Below are 23,222 nucleotides of genomic sequence, written 5' to 3'. Positions count from 1 at the left end.
ATGGTAAGAGCGGAATTTGGATCCGAATTCGAATGGGGAGTTTCCAGTGCCGCCTTTCAGACGGAGGGAGCGTGGGATGCGGAAGGCAAGGGGCATTCCATATGGGATGTGTTCACTGGCCGTAAGGGAAAAATCAAAGACGCGCAGCATGCGCGCATCGCCTGCAATTTCTATCACTGCTATCGAGAAGACATTGCGCTGGTCCGCGCATTGAACATTCCGAATTTCCGGTTTTCCGTTGCCTGGCCGCGTATTTTTCCGGCCGGTGTGGGTCAGCCCAATCCGAAAGGGATGGATTTCTATGAGCGGGTGGTAGACCATTGCCTGGAGCTGGGAATTACGCCCTGGCTTACGCTGTATCACTGGGATCTTCCACAGGCACTTCAGGATAAGGGAGGATGGACCAATCGCGATGTGCTCTTCTGGATGGAGGAATACGCAGGTTACGTTACCCGTCGGCTGGGTGATCGGGTGAAACACTGGATGGTACTGAATGAGCCGGCTGTGTTTACCGGGGCAGGTTATTTTTTCGGTGTCCACGCACCGGGATTGACCGGTTTGCGTAATTTCTTTCCGGCAGCGCATCACGCGACACTGGCCATGGGTCAGATCGGTCGTTTGATACGGTCGGAGGTGCGCGGCGCTCAGATCGGCACTACATTTTCATGTTCAAGTATCCATCCCGCCAGCGGTGGTGAGCGCGATGTCAAAGCCGCAATACGGGCAGATGCATTGATTAATCGGCTATTTATTGAGCCAATCCTGGGGATGGGCTACCCAATCGACGATCTGAAAGCATTGAGGGGAATCGAAAAATACATGCAGGTGGGCGATGAAAAGGCGTTGCCGTTTGATTTTGATTTTATCGGGATCCAAAACTATACACGGGAAGTAGTGGCAAGTTCATTTTTCGTGCCTTATTTGCAGGCACGGCTGGTGCCGGCAGCAAAACGCAAGGTGCCCGGTATCACAGCGATGGGCTGGGAGGTATTTCCGCCGGCGATCTACGAGATGATTAAGAAGTTCAGTGCCTATCCCGGAATTCCCAAGCTGTTCGTCACCGAAAATGGGGCAGCCTTTCCCGACCAGGTCGTGTCGGGTCGTGTGAAGGACCAACAGCGGCTTTCGTATCTTCAGGACCATCTTGGGCAGGTGCTGCGCGCCAAACGCGAAGGACTCAACGTGCATGGCTATTTTGTCTGGACCCTAACCGATAATTTTGAATGGGCAGAAGGGTACCATGCACCGTTCGGATTGGTGCACGTGGACTTTGCGACCCAACAGCGGACGGTGAAAGATTCGGGGCATTGGTATGCTTCGTTTTTGTCAGAGCAATGACATTTCAGGTTTTTCATCAAGAAATTATGTCTGTTTCCCAATCATGGCATGATTTTGTACAGGATCTTTCCAGCATTCGTTCATTTCTTTGCTTTTATTTTTTTAGTAGTCAGTGGCTGAGTTTCTTGATTTTTTGAATAACCTCACCAATCCGGACTGGATTGTTGCACATGGTGGACTTTATTTGTTGTTGTTTATTGTTTTCGCGGAAACCGGTATCCTCATCGGCTTCTTTCTCCCCGGAGACCCCATTCTGTTTATCGCGGGCATTATTATCGCCAACCTGACACTCGGGCCGGTGGATTCCGTATTGACATTGCTGTATTGGATTGCGTTGATATCCATTGCCGGTATATTGGGTAACTTTGTAGGCTATTGGTGCGGCAAGTATTTCGGGCACCGTCTGCTGAAAATGAAAGACAACTGGCTCTTTAAAAAAGAGTACATTTTTCGCGCACAGGAATTTTACCACAAAAGGGGAGGGGTTGCAATCATTCTGGCACGGTTTCTTCCCGTGGTCCGTACCTTTGCGCCCATTGTAGCCGGTATTGTAGAGATGGACTTCCGGAAATTCGCGTTCTACAACATCGTTGGTGGCATCCTTTGGGTAGGCAGCCTCGTTACGCTGGGGTACCTGCTTGGTGAGAATGACTGGGTTCAACGTAACCTGGAATATGTAATTATGGGAATTGTGGTTGCTGCTACCGCGCCGGTGCTGATTAAGATGATTACCGGAAAAAAGAAAAAAGTAATGCCGGTAAACGAACAAGTTTTGGAAGAAGAGTTTTAGCTTTGCACAAATTTTAGTTGATTTGTGCCCATGGATACTGACACATCCGCGGCTGCCAAACAGGCGTCCGCAACAATTTACCCTGTATTATTTGCGCTGAGTTTTTCACATCTGCTCAATGATACCATTCAATCGCTCATTCCGGCTATCTATCCGATCGTAAAGGATTCGTTTCACTTAACCTTTTCGCAGATCGGTGTCATCACCTTGATTTTCCAGCTGTCATCGTCGCTGTTGCAACCGTTGGTAGGCGTAGTGACCGACAGTAGACCGTACCCCTATGCACTGCCTGTAGGAATGGGATTTAGCCTGACGGGGCTGGTTATGATGGCCTTTGCCTCCAGCTACCACTGGATACTGGTGGCAGTCGCATTTGTAGGCGCGGGCTCATCGGTGTTCCATCCGGAGGCTTCCCGGATGGCTTATGTTGCGTCAGGCGGTAGACGCGGCTTTGCCCAATCGCTATTTCAGGTGGGGGGAAATGCGGGTAGCGCAATTGGCCCATTGCTGGCAGCGATGCTGATTGCGCCTTTTGGTCAATTCAATGTCATTTGGTTTTCCTTTGCGGCACTTGCGGCCATTATCATCCTTTACCGCATCGGCAAATGGTACAAACCGAAATCCATTCGGAATTATATCCTCCGCAAACATAAAGTTAAGGCGGTGGCCCATCAGTCGCTTCCCCGCGGAACGGTCACCTTGTCTATTGTTGTATTGCTGTTGCTCATTTTTTCCAAGTATTTTTACATGGCGAGCCTTACCAGCTACTACACGTTTTACCTGATGGATAAATTTGACGTATCCGTCCAACACTCCCAGTTGTATTTATTTGTCTTTCTCTTTGCAGTTGCGGCAGGTACAATGATAGGCGGACCGGTCGGTGACCGCATCGGGCGCAAATATGTCATCTGGATTTCCATCCTTGGTGCTTCTCCATTTACACTGGCGCTTCCGTATGCCAATCTCTTTTGGACGGTCATTTTATCCTTTGTGATCGGTGTAATTATCGCATCGGCATTTTCAGCTATTTTGGTATACGCTCAGGAACTCTTGCCCGGCAATGTGGGAATGGTGTCGGGGTTGTTCTTCGGTTTTGCATTCGGTATGGGCGGAATTGGTTCAGCAGTGCTCGGAAAATTAGCAGACAGCCAGGGAATCGACTATGTTTATCATGTATGTGCATTTCTGCCACTGATTGGTATTGTCGCTGCTTTTTTACCTAATTTAAGGAAAAGATCGGGATAATTTTCTGTCATTAGGGGTGAGAGATCAGCAAGCTTACCTATATTTGTAAGCTTGTCATTGTAGAAAAATGAATTGTATCCATATGAAACCTGTCCCGTCAGCACCTGATGCAAAAGGCGATGTAAGTGCAGGTTCCATGAGTTCTTTAAGAATAAACTATTTTCGAATGAAACTTTTAAGTATTGCGGCCGCCGGATGCCTGGCAGTGAGTGCCGGTTCGGTATATGCCCAGCAACCTGGTGCCGTAAGTCCGTTAAAAAGCCGCAGTGATTCGGTTGCTTATGCCTTTGGTGCTTCCATTGCCCGGGATTTGAAACGTACCGGAATGGAAGAAATAAACGCGACCGTGCTTGCCCAGGCAGTGGCTGATATCTTTGCAGGTAAAGAAGCTACTTTTGATGAAACGGAAGAACGTGAGCTGATTATGGATGCCATTACTGCCGCCCGCTCAAAAATGGACGCGAAACTGCAAGAGCAGGCCAACGCATTTATGGAGGAGAATAAGGCAAAGCCCGGCGTCATTACCACCGAATCCGGTCTCCAATACGAAGTGATCCGGGAAGGAACGGGCGACAAACCGACATTGACGGATACGGTAACGGTACATTATAAAGGGCAGTTGAGCAATGGCAGCGTATTCGACAGTTCATACGAGCGGGGAGAGCCTGCCACGTTTACGCTCGATCGCGTCATAGAAGGGTGGCAAGAAGGGATACAGCTGATGCCGGAGGGTGCGCAGTATCGTATTTACATACCCTATGAGTTGGGATACGGAGAACGAGGTGCAGGGCAGGATATCCCGCCTTACAGTAGTCTTATTTTTGAAGTTGAACTGATTTCGGTTAAGAAGGGCGCGGAAGTACCCGTACCCAGCGCAGCAAATTCGATCGATATACAAACTCAATAAAGACTGTCGAACTCCCATTTGCAAATGAATTCGCTAGGTAAGTCGGATTTACAGGTAAGCCCCGTTAGCTTTGGTTGCATGTCGTTGGGCGAAAGCGCAGCCCAATATAAAGATATGCTACGGAGGGCGGTAGAGGCAGGTATCAATTATTTTGATACGGCCGACTTATATCAGAAGGGGCTGAATGAGCTTCATGTAGGAGAGACGCTTAAACCCATACGTAAAAACGTCATCATTGCTACCAAGGTGGGTAACCAGTGGCGCCCCGACGGTTCGGGGTGGGATTGGAATCCAAGCAAAGAATACATTCTGAAATGTGCTGAGCAAAGCCTACGGCGGCTCAAAACCGATTATATTGATCTCTATCAGCTGCATGGTGGAACGATCGATGATCCGATCGACGAAACCATCGAAGCATTTGAGCTGCTCAAGCAGCAGGGAAAAATCCGCTGGTACGGTATTTCTTCCATCCGGCCGAATGTGATCCGGGAGTACGTAAAACGCTCGAATATCGTCAGTGTGATGATGCAATACAGCTTGCTTGATCATCGACCTGAAGAGGAAGTGTTGGATTTGCTGCATCAGCACGACATCAGCGTGATTTGCCGGGGTGCTGTCGCACAGGGATTATTGGTAGGCAAGCCCGCAGCTAATTACTTGCAGTATACCGATGGTGAAGTGGCTAGGGCAGCTAAAATGGTGGCAAAAGTGGCGGCTGAATCGGGGTTGACCAAGTTGGAGGTTGCCTTGGGATATGTGTGGTCGCATCCGGCGGTGGCTACGGCTGCTTTGGGAATGCGAACATCGGCTCAACTGGACGAAGCGATCCATGCATTGCGGCATGCAACGCCGTTATCGGCTGCACAGCGGACGGCATTGCGCCAGTCGGTACGTTCGTATCACTACGATGCGCATAAAACTTAGCGTTGCGATCTCATTGATGCCGCTAAGAAGAAAATAATCCATTAAAAAACAATTTATTCAAATGAAGAAGCAATTAAGATTAATGACCATGATGAGCCTTGTTGTACTCGCGGCGGGTATAACGATGTCATATGCCCAGCAGCCGGAAAAGAAGTTGGGTTGGCACCTCTCCACCCAGACGTATACGTTCAATCGGTTTACTTTTTTTGAGGCCGTAGACAAGACCTTACAGGCCGGTTTAAACAGTGTTGAAGCCTATCCTGGCCAGGAACTGGGCGGTGGATTGGAGGGAGTCATGGATTACAACATGGATGCCGCTCAACGGAAGGCTATTTTACGTGCGCTGAAAAAGAAAAAGGTAAAACTATGTGCATTCGGTGTGGTAAATGGCAATACCGAGGAAGAATGGAAGCAGATATTCGAATTTGCGAAAGCAATGGGTGTCAAGGTGATCAATTCAGAACCGGATGAAAAGTTTATGCCGTTGATCGGCCAGCTGGCCAACCAATACAAAATCAAATTCGGTATTCATAATCACCCGCAACCTTCCCACTACTGGGATCCCAAGGTCGTATTGGCTGCGGTGGCAAAGGCCAACAGTCCATATGTAGGTGGCTGTGCGGACATTGGACACTGGGTACGGTCGGGCTTGGATCCTTTGGAATGCCTCAAACAATATGAGGGCCATCTGGTAAGCCTTCATTTTAAGGATCTGTCGGAAAAATCACGAGAAGGGCACGATGTGCATTGGGGAACCGGGGTCTGTAATGTGGAAGGTGTGATCGCTGAATTAAAGCGGCAGGGATTCAAAGGCAATATATCTGCCGAATACGAACATAACTGGGAAAATAACGTGGGTGACGTTGCGGAAAGTGCAAAAAACTTCCGTGCAATCCTTACAAAATAGCACAGCAATCTACCGAAGAAAGGAAAGCCGCAATGTTTATTGTGGCTTTTTTTGTGCCAATAACTTTTCCAGATCTTCGGGTGTATCAACGGCAAGGGTTTCGAAGCTGGTTTCTGCTGTCTGGATGTGATAACCGTTTTCCAGCCAGCGCAGTTGTTCCAGCGATTCGGCGCGTTCCAACGAGGAAACGGGTAATTTGGTCAGTTCTGCCAATACCTGCGTACGGTATCCGTAAATGCCGATATGCTTATAGTAGGTATGTAGGTAAGGCCAATCCTGTGAGGGAGCATTGCGAAAATAAGGGATTGTTTGCCGGCTGAAATAAATGGCTTTTCCCGAATGATCGATCACCACTTTTGGGATGTTCGGGTTGAACAGTACGTCCATTGTGGTGATCCGTTTGATGAGTGTTGCAATCTGTACTTCCTGCTTTTGGAAGCAGTCGACTAACAGATCGATCTGCTCGGGATCAATATAGGGCTCATCTCCCTGTATATTGATGGCGATGTCGAACTCCGGGGTAGTGGCGATAACCTCCGCGCAGCGGTCGGTCCCACTTTGATGGGCTTCTGCGGTCATTGCCACCGGTGCTCCGAAAGACTGCACATGGGCCTGTATACGTTCGTCGTCGGTAGCGACGATTACGTTATCCAACCGCTTGCTTTTTGTGGCTTGCTCATATACGCGTCGGATCATGCTCTTTCCTTCAATGTCAACGAGCGGCTTACCGGGAAAACGGCTGGAAGCATAGCGCGCGGGGATGATGCCGATGGTTTTTAGTTGAGACATGACTTCCCTACTTAAAATAGTCCAAACAATTCGGTCTCGATTTTCTGAATTACAAATGCCATGTCGTCCGTGTTGTTGGCGAAATCCAGTTTATCTTTATTTAAAATGAGCAGCTTTCCATCTTTATAGTTCTTAATCCATTTCTCATATTTGGCGTTGAGTTTTGACAAATAATCCAGCCGGATGTTCGCCTCATATTCCCGTCCCCGGGTTTGTATGTTCTCCACCAACGTGGGCACGGAAGCTCTCAGGTAGATAAGTAAATCAGGTGCCTTTATGTACGAAATGATACTTTCGAAAATGTTGCTGTAGTTCTCAAAATCCCGGGCGCTCATTAGCCCCATATCGTACAGATTTTCGGCAAAGATATATGCGTCTTCGTAGATTGTTCGGTCCTGGATGATGTTGGTATCCCTTTTTTGGAGTTGCACGATGTGCCTGAACCTGCTGTTTAGAAAATAGATCTGCAGATTGAATGCCCAACGTTTCATGTCGCTGTAAAAATCTTCCAGATAAGGGTTGTCCTCAACCGCTTCAAATTGTGGTTCCCACTTTAAGTGATTAGCCAGCAACTGGGTCAGCGTTGTTTTCCCCGCTCCGATATTTCCTACAATGGCGATGTGCATGTGTTAAGTCAAAAGTCTGAAATCTAATATCTAACGTCTCACGTCTGATGTCCGGTATCTCAAACCTAAAATTTTCTAAAACCAATAATTTCACGTACCTCGGCTACGGTCTTACGTGCGCTTTCCCTTGCCTTTTCATTCCCTTGCCTGATTACTTTGCTAATATAGTCGTTATCATTGGAAATATCATGAATCCGTTCACGGACAGAAGCGGTGGCTGCAATCATATCTTCAGCCAACTGCTTTTTAAGATCTCCATAACGGATTTGGCATGTATTGTACAGTTCGTCGAAATGTTGCACCGTGTCGGCGGTGGACACCGCTTCCAGCAGTGTGAAGAGGTTCTGGATTACTTCCGGCTTCGGCTGGTTGGGTTGGGTCGGGCCGCTATCTGTCACGGCCCGCATCACTTTTTTACGGATAACTTCCGGTGAATCAGACAGGTATATGGCATTACCTTCACCTTCTGATTTGCCCATCTTTCCCTTGCCATCCAAACCGGGTATTTTAACCAGCTGCTTGTTGAAAGACACGGCATGGGGCTCGGCAAAATAATCCGTTTTATATAGGCGGTTAAACCGGTTGGCAAATGTGCGCGTCATTTCAAGGTGTTGTTCCTGATCTTTGCCTACCGGAACTTTGACCGCATGGTGCAGTAGGATGTCCGCAGCCATCAGGACGGGGTAGGTAAGCAATCCGGCATTTACGTTATCCGGATTTGCACGCACCTTATCTTTGAAGGATGCCGCACGTTCCAGTTCGCCAATGTAGGCGTTCATGTTGAGGTAGAGATAAAGTTCTACCACTTCGGGCACATCGGATTGGATATAAATCGTGGCTACCTCCGGATCAATACCGGCAGCCAGGTATTCTACCATCACCTGCCGGACGTTGGCATATAAATCCTCGGGAGTAGGGTGGGTCGTCAGTGAATGCAGATCGGCAATGAAAAAATAGCAGTTGTACTCATGCTGCATTTTAACAAAGTTTCTGACTGCCCCGTAGTAATTTCCTAAATGAAGCTTTCCGGTACTACGTATACCGCTTACAACTGTTTCCATATCGATCGCGAAAATACAGAAATATTGGTTAATTCGAATATATCAACGATGACTGTTGGTCATTGCAGTGTCAATGTGGATAATCAAATCCCGGTTTGTCGCGTTTTTATGGGCTATTATCTTTATTTTTGTCATCAAATGGATAAAAACGGCTGACTATGGAAACTCTTGTAAAACCGACATACAAAAAGCCGGGACCGGATGATTTTTTTAAGAAGCTTCAAAAAGAAGTACAGGAAAGGGTATTGGGAGATAAGCGTATCCAGCGCCGGAATGTGGTGAAAACCTATTTCCTGCTTTTTCTTTACCTAGGTTTTTATACGTGCATTCTATTATTTGGGAACTATACTCCGCTTTTGTTTTTGTTTTATATTTTGCTGGGTTTCTCGATGATCATGTTGTTTATCAATGCATTCCACGATGCTGCCCATGGCGCGGTGTTTAAAAAACGGAAACACAACCAGCGGTTTATGTATGTGTTGGAGTTTTTTGGGAGCAACAGCTGGCTTTGGGGAAAACGGCATAACGTGCTGCATCACCCATACCCGAATATCCAACATTGGGACACCGACATCAAACAGAGTGATTTGGTGCGGATATTTCCCGATAGTGAGCACTTGAACCAGCATCGGTACCAGCATATCTACATGTTCTTGTTATATCCCTTATATACCCTTAATTGGTTATTTATTCGCGATTTCAAGGACTTCTTTGGTACGAAAGACAATTACGTAAAGCGGGTGATGAAAATTCCACGCATCGAATATTACAAGCTGTTTGCCGCAAAAATTTTCAACCTGTTTTATCTCGTGGGAATTCCCATCCTGGTGTTGAGTCAACCCTGGTATATGATAGTTTTCGGGTGGTTATGCATGCATATTTTTGGGAGTTTGTTAGGAGTTATCGCACTTATATCTACACATGTGGATGAAACGGCCATTTTTCCTCTGCCGCCCGCAGATGGGAAAATGGACGTAACCTGGGCAGAACATCAGATGATGGTGACCAAGGATTTCAGTGCAGACAGCCCGTTAGCCAATTTTCTGTTCGGTGGTTTTACACACCATGTCGCGCACCACTTGTTCCCCCACGTTGCACATACATATTATCCCTACATTACGCCGATTATCAAGCGGTATGCAGCGGAATATAACTTGCCCTACACGTGTTACCCGGCTATTAAAGCAGTGCGTTCACACTTCGTGTTATTGAAAAAGCAGGGAGCTGGAGAGAATTTATTCCAGCACGGAGAGTTATAGTCTTTTGGCTTCTTCCCAGTAGACATCCATTTCCGCCAGCGTCATCTCTTTCAGGTTCCTGCCTGTTTCTTTTGCGCGGGTTTCCAGGTGGGTGAAGCGGGTGATGAATTTTTTGTTGGTTCGTTCCAGCGCATTTTCGGGATTGATTCCCACAAACCTTGCGTAATTAACCAGCGAAAATAGGAGGTCACCGAATTCAGCTTCCGCTTTTTCGGTGTCGATGGCCTGCGATTGAGAGACATCAAACTCGCGTTTGAATTCTGCCAGTTCCTCTTCCACCTTCTGCCATACCTGCCCCTTTTCTTCCCAGTCAAATCCAACACCCCTTACCTTGTCCTGTATCCGATACGCTTTTACGAGTGCAGGTAGCGAGTGGGGAACCCCTGCCAGTACAGATTTATTTCCCTCCTTGAGTTTGAGTTGCTCCCAATTGCGCTTCACATCTTCTTCGTTCGCTACATTCACGTCGCCGTAGATGTGCGGGTGCCGGGAAATCAGTTTATCGCACACGGTGTTCAATACATCGGCGATATCAAAGGCCCCTTGCTCTTCCGCGATACGTGCATAAAACACCAAATGCATCATGAGATCGCCCAGCTCTTTTTTTATTTCTTCCAGATCGTTATCCAGAATGGCATCACCCAATTCATACATTTCTTCGATACTGAGATGGCGTAGGGATTCCATTGTCTGTTTCCGGTCCCACGGGCAATCTGTTCGCAAGGTGTTCAATACGGTAAGCAGACGTTCAAACGCTTTCGCAGGAGTTTGCTGGGGTGAGGGAGGAGTATGGGGCATGATGACTATTTTTCGGCAAAGATACTGAATTCACCCTTACGAAACGCTTACTTCCTGGCGCGCACCCTGGATCTGCAGTTGGAGCATCAGCTCGGTAAGCTGGTTCGCAATGCTTTCCAACGCTTCCTCTTCCGGTATTTCACCGTTGCGGACGTCGATCTCGATTTTGCGCAGCTGGAATGCAATTTTATCGGCACCGATTTGTGCGGTGCGGCCCGCAAGGCGATGCAGCAAGAGTTCGACACCGGCTAAATCTTGGGCCTTATAGGTTTTTCGCAGTGCGGAAATATCTGCCGTGGTATCGCGTGTATAGAGGGCAATGATATCGTTAGCTTGTTTTTCGTCGTCTGCAAATTGCTGGATGGTTGTCCGTGTGTGCTTGGAAGGAGCCGTTTGCGATGCGGTAATATTCAGCAACCGTAATAGGTCGGCTTCCTTGAACGGTTTCAGCAACAGTCCATCAAAGCCTTGCGAAAGAATCTGTTCCTGTTCCTCGGGCAATACCTGTGCCGTACATGCATAAATCTTTACCTTATCCGATCCTATTTTTTTGCGTAATTCCCGGTTTAACTGCATTCCGTTCATTTCAGGCATCCGGATGTCCATCAATACGGTAGTAACCCGGTGATCCCAGTCGGCTGCCAGCACCTGATTTGGAGAAGTGAAGCAACGATAAGGAATGCGGTGTTTGTCAAGAATATTTTGGCAAAGTCCAAGGATCAGGCGGTCGTCGTCAATAATCCAAATCCGTCCTTCGAAGGGCTTACCGGCTTGTTGGACGGCTTGCGGAGTAGTTTCAGCGACAAGTGTGTTCGCGGTCTTGAGTGGAAGATTTACCTTAAAAACCGAACCGTATCCCTTTTTGCTTTCCACACGGATATCGCCCTGCATACTTTCACAGATTGCTTTTACAATGCTCAGACCCAATCCACTGCCGAAGTGCACGCCCGAGTTAGCATTTTCTGACTGCTCAAAATCGTTAAAGATTCGGTCCAGGTCCTCAGCAGGTATTCCTTTACCCGTATCTTTGACGACGATATTCAACTCGGTTTTTTCCGCGTAAACCACGGTGCTTACGTTAAGTGTTACTTTACCTTCGGTGGTGAATTTGATGGCATTGCTCAACAGATTGAATAAGATCTGTTTAATCCGGAACGCATCCCCGATGACGCCCCCCGATCCGAGAATCCGTGTATTGAATTCCAGCATCAGTCCCTTGGACTGAGCCTGTGTTTTCATCACCGCAACTACGCTGTTTGCTAAGCCTGCTACAGAAAAAGGCTTTTCATTGAGTACAATCTTGCCCGAAGTAATGCGGCTGTAGTCCAAAATTTCATTGACAATTTGAAGAAGATGTTCTGACGATTGGTAGATCGCATCGATCTTTGTATCCTCTACCGGATGCTCCTGCTTCAGTTGTTCCGAATAGCCGATGATGGATTGAAGGGGGGTCCGCAGCTCGTGGCTCATGTTGGCCAAAAAGCGCTGTTTAGCTGCTGCGTGATATTCTGCTTCCTCTTTCGCAGCTTCCAGCGCCAATCGGTAAAGGTTGTTTTTACGGATATCACCCAATATCAGGTAGAGCATAACCGCCGTGATGACAAAAAAGGCTAGGATAATCGCGCTGATTCGCCATACACTGTCATTTACAACGGCCTTTGCCTGTTGATTGTCCACTTCCATCTGCTGCATGGCTTCATTCTCCACGGAGTGGAGGATGCTGAGCATGTTGCTGATCAGCGTATTGCTGACAATGGTCAATTCCATTTCACGGTTTACGAGCTGTTCGCGCTGTTGCTGTTGAAGTGTTTGAAAGCGCTGTACGGCGCTGTCGATGCGAGCTAACGTGCTGTCGCGCGGAGTAGCACGGATGGTATCTACCACTGTTTCCAGTTCCTCCTCCACCATCCGGCGCTCTTCTACAACCGGCATCGACTGTTCCTGTTTTTTGCGTCCGAAAAGCCGGGAGAAAAATCCCCGGTCGTCGCTGTCTATCGGCATAGGAGTGACAGCACTGGTATCCCCGGCAATGGTCGTGGTACGGCGTTTACGTTCAGTTGTTACCACTTTCCGGTCCGGTTCAGGTTCGTATAAAACATCGCTGAGCGATTGCAACTGTTCCGAAAACTCGCGGCTGTCTACTACTTTTTCACGTACTTTTACATAGGATTTGAAGAGGTTGTCCCGTTGCCGCAACAAGGTTTTAATGGAGTCAATACGCGCTTGTTGGATGGGACTGCCTTCGTACGAGTTTTTCAGTGAATCCAGCGATAACCGGATTTTTGCCGACTCCTTCGAGAAACTTTTGTAGGACGCGCTGTTTCCGACAAATGCCTGCGAACGTTGCAGTTGGTCCAGCCGCATGATGTCTCTTGAAATCCGGCTGACGCGTTCCAGTTTCGGATCGGGTGTAGTGATGTTGTCCACCGTGTCCAGCATTTCTGTGAATGCTACCCGGCTGATAATCCAAGCCAATGCCAATGCGATGGCGCAGGAGACAAAAACAAAAATAACCTTGCGCCGTACACTTTCCGTAGATTGTATGTTCTGGGTAGGCATTGACGATTTCCCGATTTTTATGTAAAGTTACCAAAAATCGTGCTAAGTTGGTAGTCGGAGATAAGTTGGTGGCCAGGGGTGAGTGAACAGTGATCGGTGAAGGGCCACTACCGACCACCCATCACCGACCACCGATCACTGTCCACCGATCACTGTCCACCGATCACTGTCCACCGATCACTGTCCACCGATCACCGATCACTTCTCGTTAAGAAAGACAAACTTATTGTCAAACATATCCAGCTTGATGTGGCTTTCTTTGTCGACCTTACCTGCCAGGATTTCCTTGGACAACTCGTTGAGGATGTGCTTTTGGATCACCCTTTTCAGTGGGCGGGCACCGTATTGCGGGTCATAGCCCAGTTGTGCCAGCCAATCCAGTGCCTCGTCGCTCGCTGTAAGATGAATGCCCATTTCGGCGAGTTGCTTCTGAACGTTGGCGAACTGCATGTGCACAATCTTGCCCAGTTCTTCCCGGCTAAGCGGTGCAAACATGATTACTTCATCAATCCGGTTGAGAAACTCCGGCCGGATGGTCTTTTGAAGCAATTCATACACCTCGCTTTGTGTTTTGGCCATGACTTCTTCCTTATTGGTTTCATTCAGTTGACTGAAATTTTCCTGAATAAGGTGTGAACCGATATTGGACGTCATGATGATGATTGTGTTTTTAAAGTTCACGACCCGGCCTTTATTATCCGTCAGGTGTCCATCGTCCAGCACCTGCAATAAGATGTTGAAGACGTCAGGGTGTGCTTTCTCAATCTCGTCCAGCAATACCACCGCATAGGGCCTACGCCGTACGGCCTCCGTCAGCTGTCCGCCTTCATCATATCCCACATATCCCGGAGGCGCACCGATGAGGCGGGAAACGGAGTGACGTTCCTGATATTCGCTCATATCAATGCGGACCATCGATTGTTCATCGTTAAACAGAAACTCCGCGAGCGCTTTAGCCAACTCGGTCTTTCCTACACCGGTGGTACCCAGAAAGATGAACGAACCGATGGGTCGGCGTTTATCGCTAAGTCCCGCCCGGGATCGACGGATGGCGTCGGAAATGGCTTCGATGGCTTCTTCCTGTCCCGCTACCCGCCTGTGTAATTCTTCTTCAAGGTGTAGTAATTTATCACGTTCGCTTTGCACCATTTTGGTCACCGGAATACCCGTCCACCGGGACACCACTCCTGCGATGTCTTCGGCCGTAACCTCTTCTTTGAGCATGCGGCTGTCGCTCTGCTTTTCAGCTAGCTCTTTTTTGAGTGCCTCTACTTTGTCCTGAGACTCTTTGATCCGTCCGTAGCGGATTTCGGCGACGCGGCCATAGTCGCCGGCACGTTCTGCCTGATCGGCTTCTATTTTATAGTTTTCGATCTGCTCGATCTCGTGGTTGATGTTGTCTACCAGTGTTTTTTCACTTTGCCACGCGGCACGCAAGGAATCCCGATCGGCACTGAGATTGGCAATTTCCTCACTCAGTTCATCAACCTTTTTCGTGTCCTTCTCCCGTTTGATAGCCTCCCGTTCAATTTCCAGCTGCATAATGCGGCGTTCGATTTCATCCACCGATTCGGGCACCGAGTCCATTTCCAGCCGGAGTTTGGAGGCTGCCTCATCCATGAGGTCAATGGCTTTGTCGGGCAGGAACCGGTCTGCAATGTAACGTTGCGAAAGCTCTACGGCTGCGATGATGGCCTCGTCCAGGATACGCACCTTGTGGTGGGTTTCATAACGCTCCTTGAGTCCGCGCAGAATGGAAATCGCATCCTGCGTGTCGGGTTCCTCCACCATCACTTTTTGGAAACGCCGTTCCAGCGCCTTATCTTTTTCGAAATACTTCTGGTACTCGTTCAGTGTCGTCGCACCAATGGCACGCAGCTCTCCACGGGCCAATGCCGGTTTGAGAATGTTGGCAGCATCCATTGCCCCTTCACCTCCTCCGGCGCCCACCAACGTGTGGATTTCATCGATAAAGAGGATGATTTCCCCGTCACTCTGTGTAACTTCTTTTACCACCGCTTTGAGGCGTTCTTCAAATTCACCCTTGTATTTGGCTCCGGCAATGAGTGCTCCCATATCCAACGAGAATACCGTTTTGGTTTTCAGGTTCTCGGGGACGTCGCCTTTGATGATCCGGTGGGCAATGCCCTCGGCGATTGCCGTTTTTCCCACACCCGGCTCTCCTACAAGAATGGGGTTGTTTTTGGTACGGCGAGACAAAATCTGAATGACCCTGCGGATTTCCTCATCACGACCGATGACCGGATCGAGTTTCCCCGATTCGGCGTCTTCGTTGAGGTTGCGCGCATATTTGTTAAGCGCATTGTAGGTGGCTTCGGCATTCGGATCGGTTACCCGTGCGTTGCCCCGTAGATCCGTAATCGCCTTCTTCAGGTCTTTTTCCGTTACACCCTGGTCTTTTAAGAGCGCCGCGGTTTTATCGCCTGCATTCAGGATGCCCAATAAAATGTGTTCGATGGATACAAACTCATCTTTGAATTCCTTCAGATACGACTGAGCCTTTTGCAAGGCTGTATTCGTTGAGGAGGCAAGGTAAATATTGCTGCCACTCACTTTCGGAAATGAGCTGATCTGTTTATCAAGCTCTTCCTCCACGTGCTTCACATTTACATTCAGTTTTTTCAGCAGATGGGTTACTACATTTTCATCCACCAGCAACAGTCCTTTTAGCAAGTGTGCTGTTTCAATGGATTGCTGTTGGTTACCCACTGCTATCTCAGAGGCCTTCTGTATGGCTTCCTGTGCTTTGATTGTATAATTGTTGAAATTCATGATCGTTAATTTATACTGTAATTAAAACCTGTATAGTCAAAACAAGTACCACGTGAGATTTGATTGCGGAATCGGAAAATTTGTCTTGTTCTGTTTAGTTGAACCTGAATAATTGACTGGTGATTAATGAATTATACTGAAAAAATAGCAGGTTCGTGCAATTGTTGTTCCTTTTGTGCTTCGGATAACGATAAAAATATTATACATAAATTTCTTATATATATTGGAAAACTATATATTTGCTGCATGAGTTCGGCAAAACTGTTAAAAGGCACACTTCAAACCATTATTTTGAAGTTACTCGAAGACCATGATAAGATGTACGGTTACGAGATCACACAGAAGGTAAGGCAGTTGAGTCACGGGGAATTCAAACTGACCGAAGGTGCTTTATATCCTGCGTTACACAAATTGGAAGCAGATGGCTTACTGGAAACCAGTACAGAGTTGGTGGATGGGCGCGTGCGCAAATACTACGCGTTGTCTCCACAGGGTAAAGGTGAGGTGAAGGAAAAAATGAGCGAGGCCACTACTTTCATCGAGAAACTGCAATTGGTGTTAAATATTAAGCCTGCTGCGTCGTGAAGTTGAATAAACAACAACTGGAACGTCTCCGGGCTTTCATCCGCCAGCGCGGTTTTACCGCGATCGATCTCCAAATGGAAATTATCGATCATGTAGCTTGCAGCATCGAGGAAAAACTGACGAGGAATCCCGGTATGAACTTTGAAGAGGCGCTGCAACAGACCCATGCGGAATTCGGTATATTCGGATTTAGTGAACTGGAGGCAGCGATGGCTAAGTCACTTCGTGAGAAATATTTTTATCAAATATGTCTTGAATTCAAGCAGTGGATGGCTTTCCCCACCGTGTTGGTAGTAGGAGGTTTTGGGGTGGTATTATACCGGCTTTTTTTTATGATTGCCACGCCTTGGCTGTTGACAATTTCGGGTTTTGTCTATCTTGCTTTTCAGTGGGAGCAGCCGCATATAGTCTGTGGTTACAACGCAAGTACCGTAAGCTGATGGCCATGCAATTCGCTAATCAATTTATACTTCTACCGACCTTTCTCTTACAGATCGGGGGAGGGTGGTCAGCGATATCTGATCAATTCACCCTTCATCCGGAAGAAACCTGGATCTATGCGTGCCTTTTCGTATGCGTCATCCTGCTTTTCACATTCCTTTTTGCGGCGTTTTTCCGGATTACTTCGTATGCTATCCGAAAGTGCCGGGAGTTTGAACAGCATAAGCTCCTGTTTTAGCAGCTTCTTTGGTTGATTTTTCTTGCATTTTAGCGTAACTTTAGCTAAGTTTGGTCAGCTAACTCGTAACACTGAGTAAATGCATAAAACATGAATGCAAGCAAAATCAGAAAGGTACTTCCTTATACGTTAGAGATTTTACTCTTAGGAACAGCAGTGGTCTGTTTCATTGGCGAATGGATCGGGGCGTCGTCTTTTACGTCCTTTAGTGGCATGATGGTTTTTGGCATACTGGTAATTGCAATACTATTGATTTGGAAAAATAAGTATCTTGCGCTTTCGATAGCCATTTTATTGGGAGGTGCGAGTGCTTACTTTCTGTTAGCGTTACTTTCGGAGTTCCATGAATTTCCGGCGGAGAATCAGGAGAGGTGGCAAATGTTACTGATTGGGATTGCCATTTTCGGTTCATTGCTGGCAGCCTCGCTGATTATGCCCAAAAAATATTTTGCTAGCTATAGAAGCCTAATCTGCCAGATGCCTTAGCACCGGATAGAAAGCTGCCGTAGCTAACCGTGGTCGACGATGGCAATTAACGATATTAAAAATGTTAAGGCAGGCGCGGCGGACAAAATGCAGGAAGGCGAAGTGGATATTAAGGCGGGCTGTACAGTGAAAATGACACTGGACGAGTTATGGAAATAGAATACTTGAAATTGTTCTTCCGAGCAACCAAAGCGATTCTACTTAAAAATTCGGTTTGAGCAAATACTTATCATAAAACCGGAAGATATGACCGGCAGCCTCTTCGGCTGTGTCTACCAAACGATAAAGATTCAAGTCCTCCGGACTGATATTTCCTTCCTCAAGCATTCTGTTTTTTACCCAGTCGAAAAGTCCGCCCCAGTATGCTTCGCCGACGAGCACAATCGGAAACCGGGCGATTTTTCCGGTTTGGATCAACGTGATGGCTTCAAATAGTTCATCCATGGTGCCAAATCCACCGGGCAGAACAATGAACCCTTGGGAGTATTTCATAAACATGACTTTCCGCACAAAAAAATAGTTGAACTGCAGTAGTTTGTCCCGATCGATATAGGCATTGTGGAATTGTTCAAAGGGGAGTTCGATGTTGATGCCTACCGATTTTCCCCCGGCTTCATAAGCACCTTTGTTGGCGGCTTCCATGATACCCGGCCCGCCACCCGATACCACACCGTACCCTCGTTCGGTAAGCAGCCGTGCGATGTCTTCTGCCAGTTTATAATTTTTATGGTCCTGTGGCGTCCGGGCCGATCCAAACATCGATACACAGGGGCCTATCTTGGCCAGCTTCTCAAATCCATCTACAAATTCGGCCATGATTTTGAAAATCTGCCAGGAATCTTTCACTTTGATTTCCTGCCAGGTCTTGTTTTCAAAGGCCCGCATGATTTTATCTTCCCGTGTTCTTGCCATCGTCGGTAATTTTTTGATTTTCGCTAAAGTAGGATTTTTTGCGCAAAGGATGGAACACGGACGACGCGTTCAATCCGGCTTTCGGACTTCCAGCCTAAACAATTATCTTTGCGTCATGAACTTTTCTTCCAAGTTGCTGGAACAGGCGGTGATCGAGTTCGGACGCCTGCCGGGAGTGGGGCAGAAGACCGCCCTGCGCCTGGTGCTGCACCTGCTGAAACAACCCGAGACCGATGTCGTGCGGTTTACCGAAGCATTGAATCGCCTGAAACAGGAAATCCGGTACTGCACTACCTGCCACAATATCGCCGACCATACGATTTGCGAAATATGTGCGTCTCACAAGCGCGACAAAGGACTGATCTGCGTGGTTGAGGATACGCGCGATGTGATGGCCATTGAGAATACCAATCAATATCAGGGTGTATACCATGTGCTCGGCGGACTGATATCGCCCATGGATGGAGTGGGGCCGTCTGACCTCCAGATCGAGAGTTTGGTCAGCCGGTTAGCGGCCGGTGGGGTACACGAAATAATCCTCGCACTAAGTGCCACCATGGAAGGTGATACCACTATTTTTTACCTGTATAAGAAACTGAAAGATTTCGGTGTGCAGATCAGTACCATCGCCCGCGGCATAGCCTTTGGAGGTGAGCTTGAATATGTGGATGAAGTAACCCTTGGCCGGTCTATCGCTACCCGGGTACCCTATGAACGGAGCATTGCATAACAAGACGGTCATTATCACCGGAGCTTCTTCAGGTATCGGGTTGGCCTGTGCGGAAGCATTTGCGCGGCAGGGCGCGTCGCTGGTATTGGGGGCCAGGCGTTACGTCGACTTATGCGCCATCAGCCAATCCCTGGAGGTCAGGTATGGCATACGTGCAGTAGCCGTGCAGTGCGACGTGGCAAACGAAATGGATTGCCGGGCATTGGTGCAGCAAGCCGTCACCACGTTTGGTGGTGTAGACGTGTTGGTGAATAACGCGGGGGTCAGCATGCGTGCCCTGTTTGCCGATCTGGATCTGTCTGTATTGCGCAGGCTGATGGATGTCAATTTTTGGGGTACGGTGTACTGTACCAAGTACGCAATAGGTGAATTACTCCGCAGTAAGGGATCGGTGGTAGCCGTATCCTCCATTGCCGGTTACCGGGGCCTGCCGGGGCGCACGGGGTATTCAGCCTCTAAATTTGCCATTCATGGATTCATGGAATCCCTTCGCGTGGAAAATCTGAAAACCGGTCTCCATGTGATGCTGGCATGTCCGGGTTTCACCGCCTCCAATATCCGGCAGACAGCGTTGGATGCCGCAGGGAGTGCCCATGGAGAGACCAGCATGGATGAAGATAAGATGATGACAGCCGAAGAAGTTGCCGGGCGCATTGTGCAGGGGGTATTGCGCCGGAAGCGTGCGTTGGTAATGACCCGCCAGGGCAAACTGGCGGTACTGATGAACAAACTGCTGCCCGCCTGGGTAGACAAGCAGGTCTATAAGCTTTTTGCGAAAGAAAAAAATCCGTTGGTGAAGTAGAAATCAACTTCTACATTTTCCTCACGACGAAATACAGTCCGCCGGATACACCTAAAAGAACGATTGCGGTGCCCCACCAAAGAATATTGAACCCATAATTGTCGGCCACATGGGTCCCGACAAATGGCGAAAAGACATGTGCTGCCGAAAAAGCCAAAGCATTCAGCCCCATGTAAGCGCCCTGGTTTTGTTTTGAAGCACGTTTCACGGCCACGGAGGCCATGAAAGGCATGGCAAGAATTTCTGAAATACTCATCAGAAAAATAGCAGCATACAGAATCCAGTAGCCCGTAGGCATGGGCAGTAAGGCAAAGGAAACCGCACAAAGAGCCGTTCCCCAGAAAATACTGCTTGCATAGGTAAGGCGGCGTTCCGCAATATGCACCAGCAACATTTCGAAAACCACAACAACGAAACCACTGAACCCTAAAATAATACCCACCTGGCTTTCCGTAAGGCCGTGTCCTTTTTGATAAAAAAGAGGAAGTGTACTCAGCAGTTGAAAAAAGCAGATCGCATAGATGCAGCAGAGCAAACTGAACAGCAGGAAAACCCGGTCGCGGTAAGGCGATTGCGTAGGATCGGCGACAGTCTTAGCCGATTCAGCGGGCCGGGACTTAACATTCCCTTTCCGTTTGTAGAAAAACGAAACAAAGGTCAGGGTAGCAATGGAGGCGCCTAAGGCATTACCATAGAAGATCCAGTTGTAAGAAATCGAGGCCAGGAAGCCCCCCAGTGCAGGTCCAATGGAGAAACCGAGGTTGATGGCCATCCGGTTGAGCGAAAAAGCGCGTGTAATATTTTCAGGTTTGGCATAACGTGCTACCGAAACGGAATTGGCGGGTCGGAACGATTCCGTGGTTACGCTCAGGATGTAAATGATAGCTGCAAGGGACTCAACGGAAGTGAATAAAGGGATTACCGAAAACAGCGGAACAGATAGGAGCAGGCTCAGTGTCTGTACCCAGAAATTGCCGTAGCGGTCTGTTAACCATCCACCCAGCCACGAGCCTGTAACCGCACCTAATCCGAAACAGGCTAACACTACACCTACCTCCTTAATGGTGAAACCCAATGCCTGTGTCATATAAATACTCAGAAAAGGCAATACCATGGCCCCGGTGCGGTTAATCAGCATCACCAATGCCAACATCCAAGCAGATTTGGACAGCCCTCTGTACGAGTCAATATAGATGCGTAAAAGTTCTTTCATGTTTGGTAATAGAACGCGGATAACACAGATTTCACGGATTGCTACGGATTTATTTCAGATAGCCATTTGGATGCCACCTTATCCGTGTTCGATTGAGGAATACACCTGTTCGGAAATCTCGTACCGGCCCGCTGTTACCAACCTTTTCTTCCCCGTTGTCCGTTCAAACACATAATCAAGTCGGCCGAGGTTAATACCGGCAAATCCTACCTGATTGATGGTGGTCACTTGTCCATCGAGGTTGCGGATGTGCTCCGGTTCCGGCATAAAGGTATGGGTGTGCCCCCCAATGATGAGATCGATACAGCGGGTGTCGGCAGCCAATACCCGGTCAGAAACCTGATTGTCTGCATAGCGGTAACCCAAATGCGATAGGCAAATGACGAGGCTGCACTTGTAGTCATGCTTAAGCCGGGAAGCGAGGGTGTTTGCGATGGGAACAGGATCCACGTATTTCACATCGCGGCAATTGGTAGGGTCAACCAAGCCAGCCAGCTGGATCCCCAATCCAAATACGCCAATCCGAAGGTCCTGTTTCCTGAAAATAATATAGTCCCGTGTTTTTCCCTTCAAGGGTGTATTGCTGAAATCGTAATTGGCTGTGAGGAAAGGGAATTTGGCGTAAGGAAGCATCTTCGCTAAGCCTTCCAATCCGTTGTCAAATTCGTGGTTGCCAAAGGTGCTCGCATCGTAATGCAGCTTGCTCATCAGTTCCAATTCTACTTTCCCCCCAAAAAGGTTGAAATAGGGGGTGCCCTGTACGGTGTCACCTGCGTCGAGTAAGAGTACATTTCGCTGCTCGCTCCGGATGCGTTCCACCAGCGTCGCCCGGCGTGCCACGCCCCCCAAACCCTGATTGCGTGAACCATCCATTGGAAACGGATCAATGCGGCTGTGCACGTCGTTGGTATGCAGAATGGTCAATGAGACGTGATCTTCGTTGGCCAAAGCGGCAAACGGAACCCCGCCCAAGGTTGAGAGCATGGCAAGCGTGCCTGCTTGCTTCAGAAAAAGACGTCTATTGATTGTGGATAATTCTTCCATCGAGTTGCGTATTTATGTGTTTGCCTGCCTGCGTCTGTTCGCTAACATAGGTGATCAATGTTTCCCGGACTTTCTCTCCCAGGTTGATGCGGCTAACCGGATTACTCAATCCACGGGAATTATCACCTCCATTGGCAAGATAATCGTACGTAATCAGTTTGTAGGTGCGAGATCGCTCTACGGGCTTACCCGCAACCGTAATATCAGCAGCTTTCCCCTTATCGATTCTCATCCGCAGTCCCGAGACCGGCTGTCCACCCGTGGCCGCAATGAAACGAGCCAGTTGCAGGACGCTATCGCCCGAAAGCTCCAGCAGTACCAATTCGTTTTCGAAGGGCATGAGTTCGAAAAGATTACCCACGGTGATATTCCCTTTTTGCAATTCGATGCGTAAGCCGCCTTTCGTGCCAAAGGAAAAGACGGCGTCTGGATATCGCTTTTGCCCTTCGGCCAATAACGCGTCGGCAAAGAAGTTGCCGAGGCGTGTTTCAGGCACGCCGCTGGGTTTGGTTAAGGCTGTGTCGGCGTAGCCGATTACACGATTCATTTCCGCGTCCAGTTGTTGCTTGTACGGTTCATACAATCGTATAAAAGTAGGGTCGTCTGCCAGGGTGCTGTCAATCTGAAATTTGGTATAGGTAGCCTGTCCGTGCGGAGTAAAGTATTTATTGCACGACGTACTTTCTAAGCCAAGGGCTACGGCAAGCCATACAAGGTAACTTCTGGGGGTAAAATATTTCATGGTGTGGCGAAATTCCCTTGGCCGCAGCCAAGC

At 48.3% G+C, this 23,222-nt stretch carries 23 protein-coding genes; 12 read left to right on the top strand and 11 right to left on the bottom strand.

All coding sequences use genetic code 11. From position 1 onward, the window contains the following. The 6 genes from IEX60_RS18675 (at position 1) to IEX60_RS18650 (ending at position 6,111) form a co-directional block, all read left to right on the top strand. Positions 1-1,338: a GH1 family beta-glucosidase gene (locus tag IEX60_RS18675; protein WP_188752928.1), complete on the top strand. Its 1,338-nt coding sequence runs from the start codon at positions 1-3 to the stop codon at positions 1,336-1,338. 112 nt (positions 1,339-1,450) lie between these two features. Next, positions 1,451-2,128 (top strand): DedA family protein, encoded by a 678-nt coding sequence (locus tag IEX60_RS18670; protein ID WP_188752927.1) that lies wholly within the window; start codon positions 1,451-1,453, stop codon positions 2,126-2,128. 30 nt (positions 2,129-2,158) lie between these two features. Beyond that, a complete protein-coding gene (locus IEX60_RS18665; protein WP_188752926.1) occupies positions 2,159-3,373 on the top strand; it encodes an MFS transporter in 1,215 nt (404 codons plus the stop codon). A 166-nt stretch (positions 3,374-3,539) separates the two neighbouring features. Further along, a complete protein-coding gene (gene bamJ, locus IEX60_RS18660; RefSeq protein ID WP_188752925.1) occupies positions 3,540-4,280 on the top strand; it encodes a BamJ family beta-barrel-assembly machinery protein in 741 nt (246 codons plus the stop codon). A 24-nt stretch (positions 4,281-4,304) separates the two neighbouring features. Beyond that, positions 4,305-5,204 carry an aldo/keto reductase gene (locus IEX60_RS18655; protein WP_229717640.1) on the top strand — a complete coding sequence of 300 codons (900 nt, stop codon included), beginning with the start codon at positions 4,305-4,307 and terminating at the stop codon, positions 5,202-5,204. 61 nt (positions 5,205-5,265) lie between these two features. After that, entirely contained in the window at positions 5,266-6,111 is an 846-nt protein-coding gene (locus IEX60_RS18650) for a sugar phosphate isomerase/epimerase family protein (protein ID WP_229717639.1), read from the top strand. 36 nt (positions 6,112-6,147) lie between these two features. Here the strand turns inward: IEX60_RS18650 and kdsB are convergent, their stop codons facing one another. From kdsB to trpS, 3 genes are all read right to left on the bottom strand, one after another. Further along, entirely contained in the window at positions 6,148-6,900 is a 753-nt protein-coding gene (gene kdsB / locus IEX60_RS18645; RefSeq protein ID WP_188752923.1) for a 3-deoxy-manno-octulosonate cytidylyltransferase, read from the bottom strand. 11 nt (positions 6,901-6,911) lie between these two features. After that, the gene (locus tag IEX60_RS18640; RefSeq protein ID WP_188752922.1) at positions 6,912-7,526 is read right to left on the bottom strand and encodes a deoxynucleoside kinase; all 615 of its coding nucleotides are present in this window, start codon (positions 7,524-7,526) and stop codon (positions 6,912-6,914) included. 65 nt (positions 7,527-7,591) lie between these two features. Continuing rightward, positions 7,592-8,587: a tryptophan--tRNA ligase gene (gene trpS, locus IEX60_RS18635; protein WP_188752921.1), complete on the bottom strand. Its 996-nt coding sequence runs from the start codon at positions 8,585-8,587 to the stop codon at positions 7,592-7,594. A 158-nt stretch (positions 8,588-8,745) separates the two neighbouring features. Between trpS and IEX60_RS18630 the strand changes: the two genes are divergently transcribed. Further along, positions 8,746-9,846, top strand: coding sequence for a fatty acid desaturase family protein (locus tag IEX60_RS18630; protein WP_188752920.1), 1,101 nt, complete (start codon positions 8,746-8,748; stop codon positions 9,844-9,846). On the opposite strand, the gene mazG is transcribed toward IEX60_RS18630, so the two are convergent. The 3 genes from mazG to clpB form a co-directional block, all read right to left on the bottom strand. Further along, positions 9,841-10,644 (bottom strand): nucleoside triphosphate pyrophosphohydrolase, encoded by an 804-nt coding sequence (mazG, locus tag IEX60_RS18625; protein ID WP_188752919.1) that lies wholly within the window; start codon positions 10,642-10,644, stop codon positions 9,841-9,843. The two genes, IEX60_RS18630 and mazG, sit on opposite strands and share 6 nt — an antisense overlap. Positions 10,645-10,680: 36 nt before the next feature. Beyond that, positions 10,681-13,203, bottom strand: coding sequence for an ATP-binding protein (locus IEX60_RS18620; RefSeq protein ID WP_188752918.1), 2,523 nt, complete (start codon positions 13,201-13,203; stop codon positions 10,681-10,683). A gap of 198 nt (positions 13,204-13,401) precedes the next feature. Continuing rightward, positions 13,402-15,996 (bottom strand): ATP-dependent chaperone ClpB, encoded by a 2,595-nt coding sequence (gene clpB, locus IEX60_RS18615; RefSeq protein WP_188752917.1) that lies wholly within the window; start codon positions 15,994-15,996, stop codon positions 13,402-13,404. A gap of 246 nt (positions 15,997-16,242) precedes the next feature. Here clpB and IEX60_RS18610 point away from each other — a divergent pair, with 246 nt between their 5' ends. After that, positions 16,243-16,581, top strand: a complete 339-nt coding sequence (locus IEX60_RS18610) for a PadR family transcriptional regulator (RefSeq protein WP_188752916.1) — start codon at positions 16,243-16,245, stop codon at positions 16,579-16,581. Then, the gene (locus tag IEX60_RS18605; RefSeq protein WP_188752915.1) at positions 16,578-17,021 is read left to right on the top strand and encodes a hypothetical protein; all 444 of its coding nucleotides are present in this window, start codon (positions 16,578-16,580) and stop codon (positions 17,019-17,021) included. The genes IEX60_RS18610 and IEX60_RS18605 overlap by 4 nt, the downstream gene beginning before the upstream one ends. A gap of 68 nt (positions 17,022-17,089) precedes the next feature. Here IEX60_RS18605 and IEX60_RS18600 read toward each other — a convergent pair whose 3' ends face one another. Continuing rightward, positions 17,090-17,245 (bottom strand): hypothetical protein, encoded by a 156-nt coding sequence (locus tag IEX60_RS18600; protein WP_188752914.1) that lies wholly within the window; start codon positions 17,243-17,245, stop codon positions 17,090-17,092. Between the two features lie 105 nt (positions 17,246-17,350). Here IEX60_RS18600 and IEX60_RS18595 point away from each other — a divergent pair, with 105 nt between their 5' ends. Continuing rightward, entirely contained in the window at positions 17,351-17,746 is a 396-nt protein-coding gene (locus IEX60_RS18595) for a hypothetical protein (protein ID WP_188752913.1), read from the top strand. A 201-nt stretch (positions 17,747-17,947) separates the two neighbouring features. Here IEX60_RS18595 and IEX60_RS18590 read toward each other — a convergent pair whose 3' ends face one another. Beyond that, positions 17,948-18,658, bottom strand: coding sequence for an LOG family protein (locus IEX60_RS18590; RefSeq protein ID WP_188752912.1), 711 nt, complete (start codon positions 18,656-18,658; stop codon positions 17,948-17,950). A 115-nt stretch (positions 18,659-18,773) separates the two neighbouring features. On the opposite strand from IEX60_RS18590, the gene recR reads away from it, so the two are divergent. Together recR and IEX60_RS18580 are read left to right on the top strand one after the other, a co-directional pair. After that, on the top strand, positions 18,774-19,388 hold the full coding sequence (gene recR, locus IEX60_RS18585; RefSeq protein WP_188752911.1) for a recombination mediator RecR: 615 nt from the start codon (positions 18,774-18,776) through the stop codon (positions 19,386-19,388). After that, a complete protein-coding gene (locus IEX60_RS18580; protein WP_188752910.1) occupies positions 19,369-20,190 on the top strand; it encodes an SDR family oxidoreductase in 822 nt (273 codons plus the stop codon). Before recR ends, IEX60_RS18580 begins: the two co-directional genes overlap by 20 nt. A 10-nt stretch (positions 20,191-20,200) precedes the next feature. Here the strand turns inward: IEX60_RS18580 and IEX60_RS18575 are convergent, their stop codons facing one another. The 3 genes from IEX60_RS18575 to IEX60_RS18565 form a co-directional block, all read right to left on the bottom strand. Continuing rightward, positions 20,201-21,403 (bottom strand): MFS transporter, encoded by a 1,203-nt coding sequence (locus tag IEX60_RS18575; protein ID WP_188752909.1) that lies wholly within the window; start codon positions 21,401-21,403, stop codon positions 20,201-20,203. Between the two features lie 78 nt (positions 21,404-21,481). Continuing rightward, on the bottom strand, positions 21,482-22,447 hold the full coding sequence (locus IEX60_RS18570) for a bifunctional metallophosphatase/5'-nucleotidase (protein WP_188752908.1): 966 nt from the start codon (positions 22,445-22,447) through the stop codon (positions 21,482-21,484). Beyond that, positions 22,422-23,189, bottom strand: coding sequence for a 5'-nucleotidase C-terminal domain-containing protein (locus IEX60_RS18565; protein WP_229717638.1), 768 nt, complete (start codon positions 23,187-23,189; stop codon positions 22,422-22,424). Before IEX60_RS18565 ends, IEX60_RS18570 begins: the two co-directional genes overlap by 26 nt. Between the last annotated feature and the right edge of the window lie 33 nt (positions 23,190-23,222).

It is taken from the genome of Parapedobacter defluvii (assembly GCF_014642075.1).
Taxonomy (GTDB): domain Bacteria; phylum Bacteroidota; class Bacteroidia; order Sphingobacteriales; family Sphingobacteriaceae; genus Parapedobacter; species Parapedobacter defluvii.
Note: the sequence above shows the minus strand (reverse complement) of the source record. Positions and strands in the feature narration are given on the sequence as shown.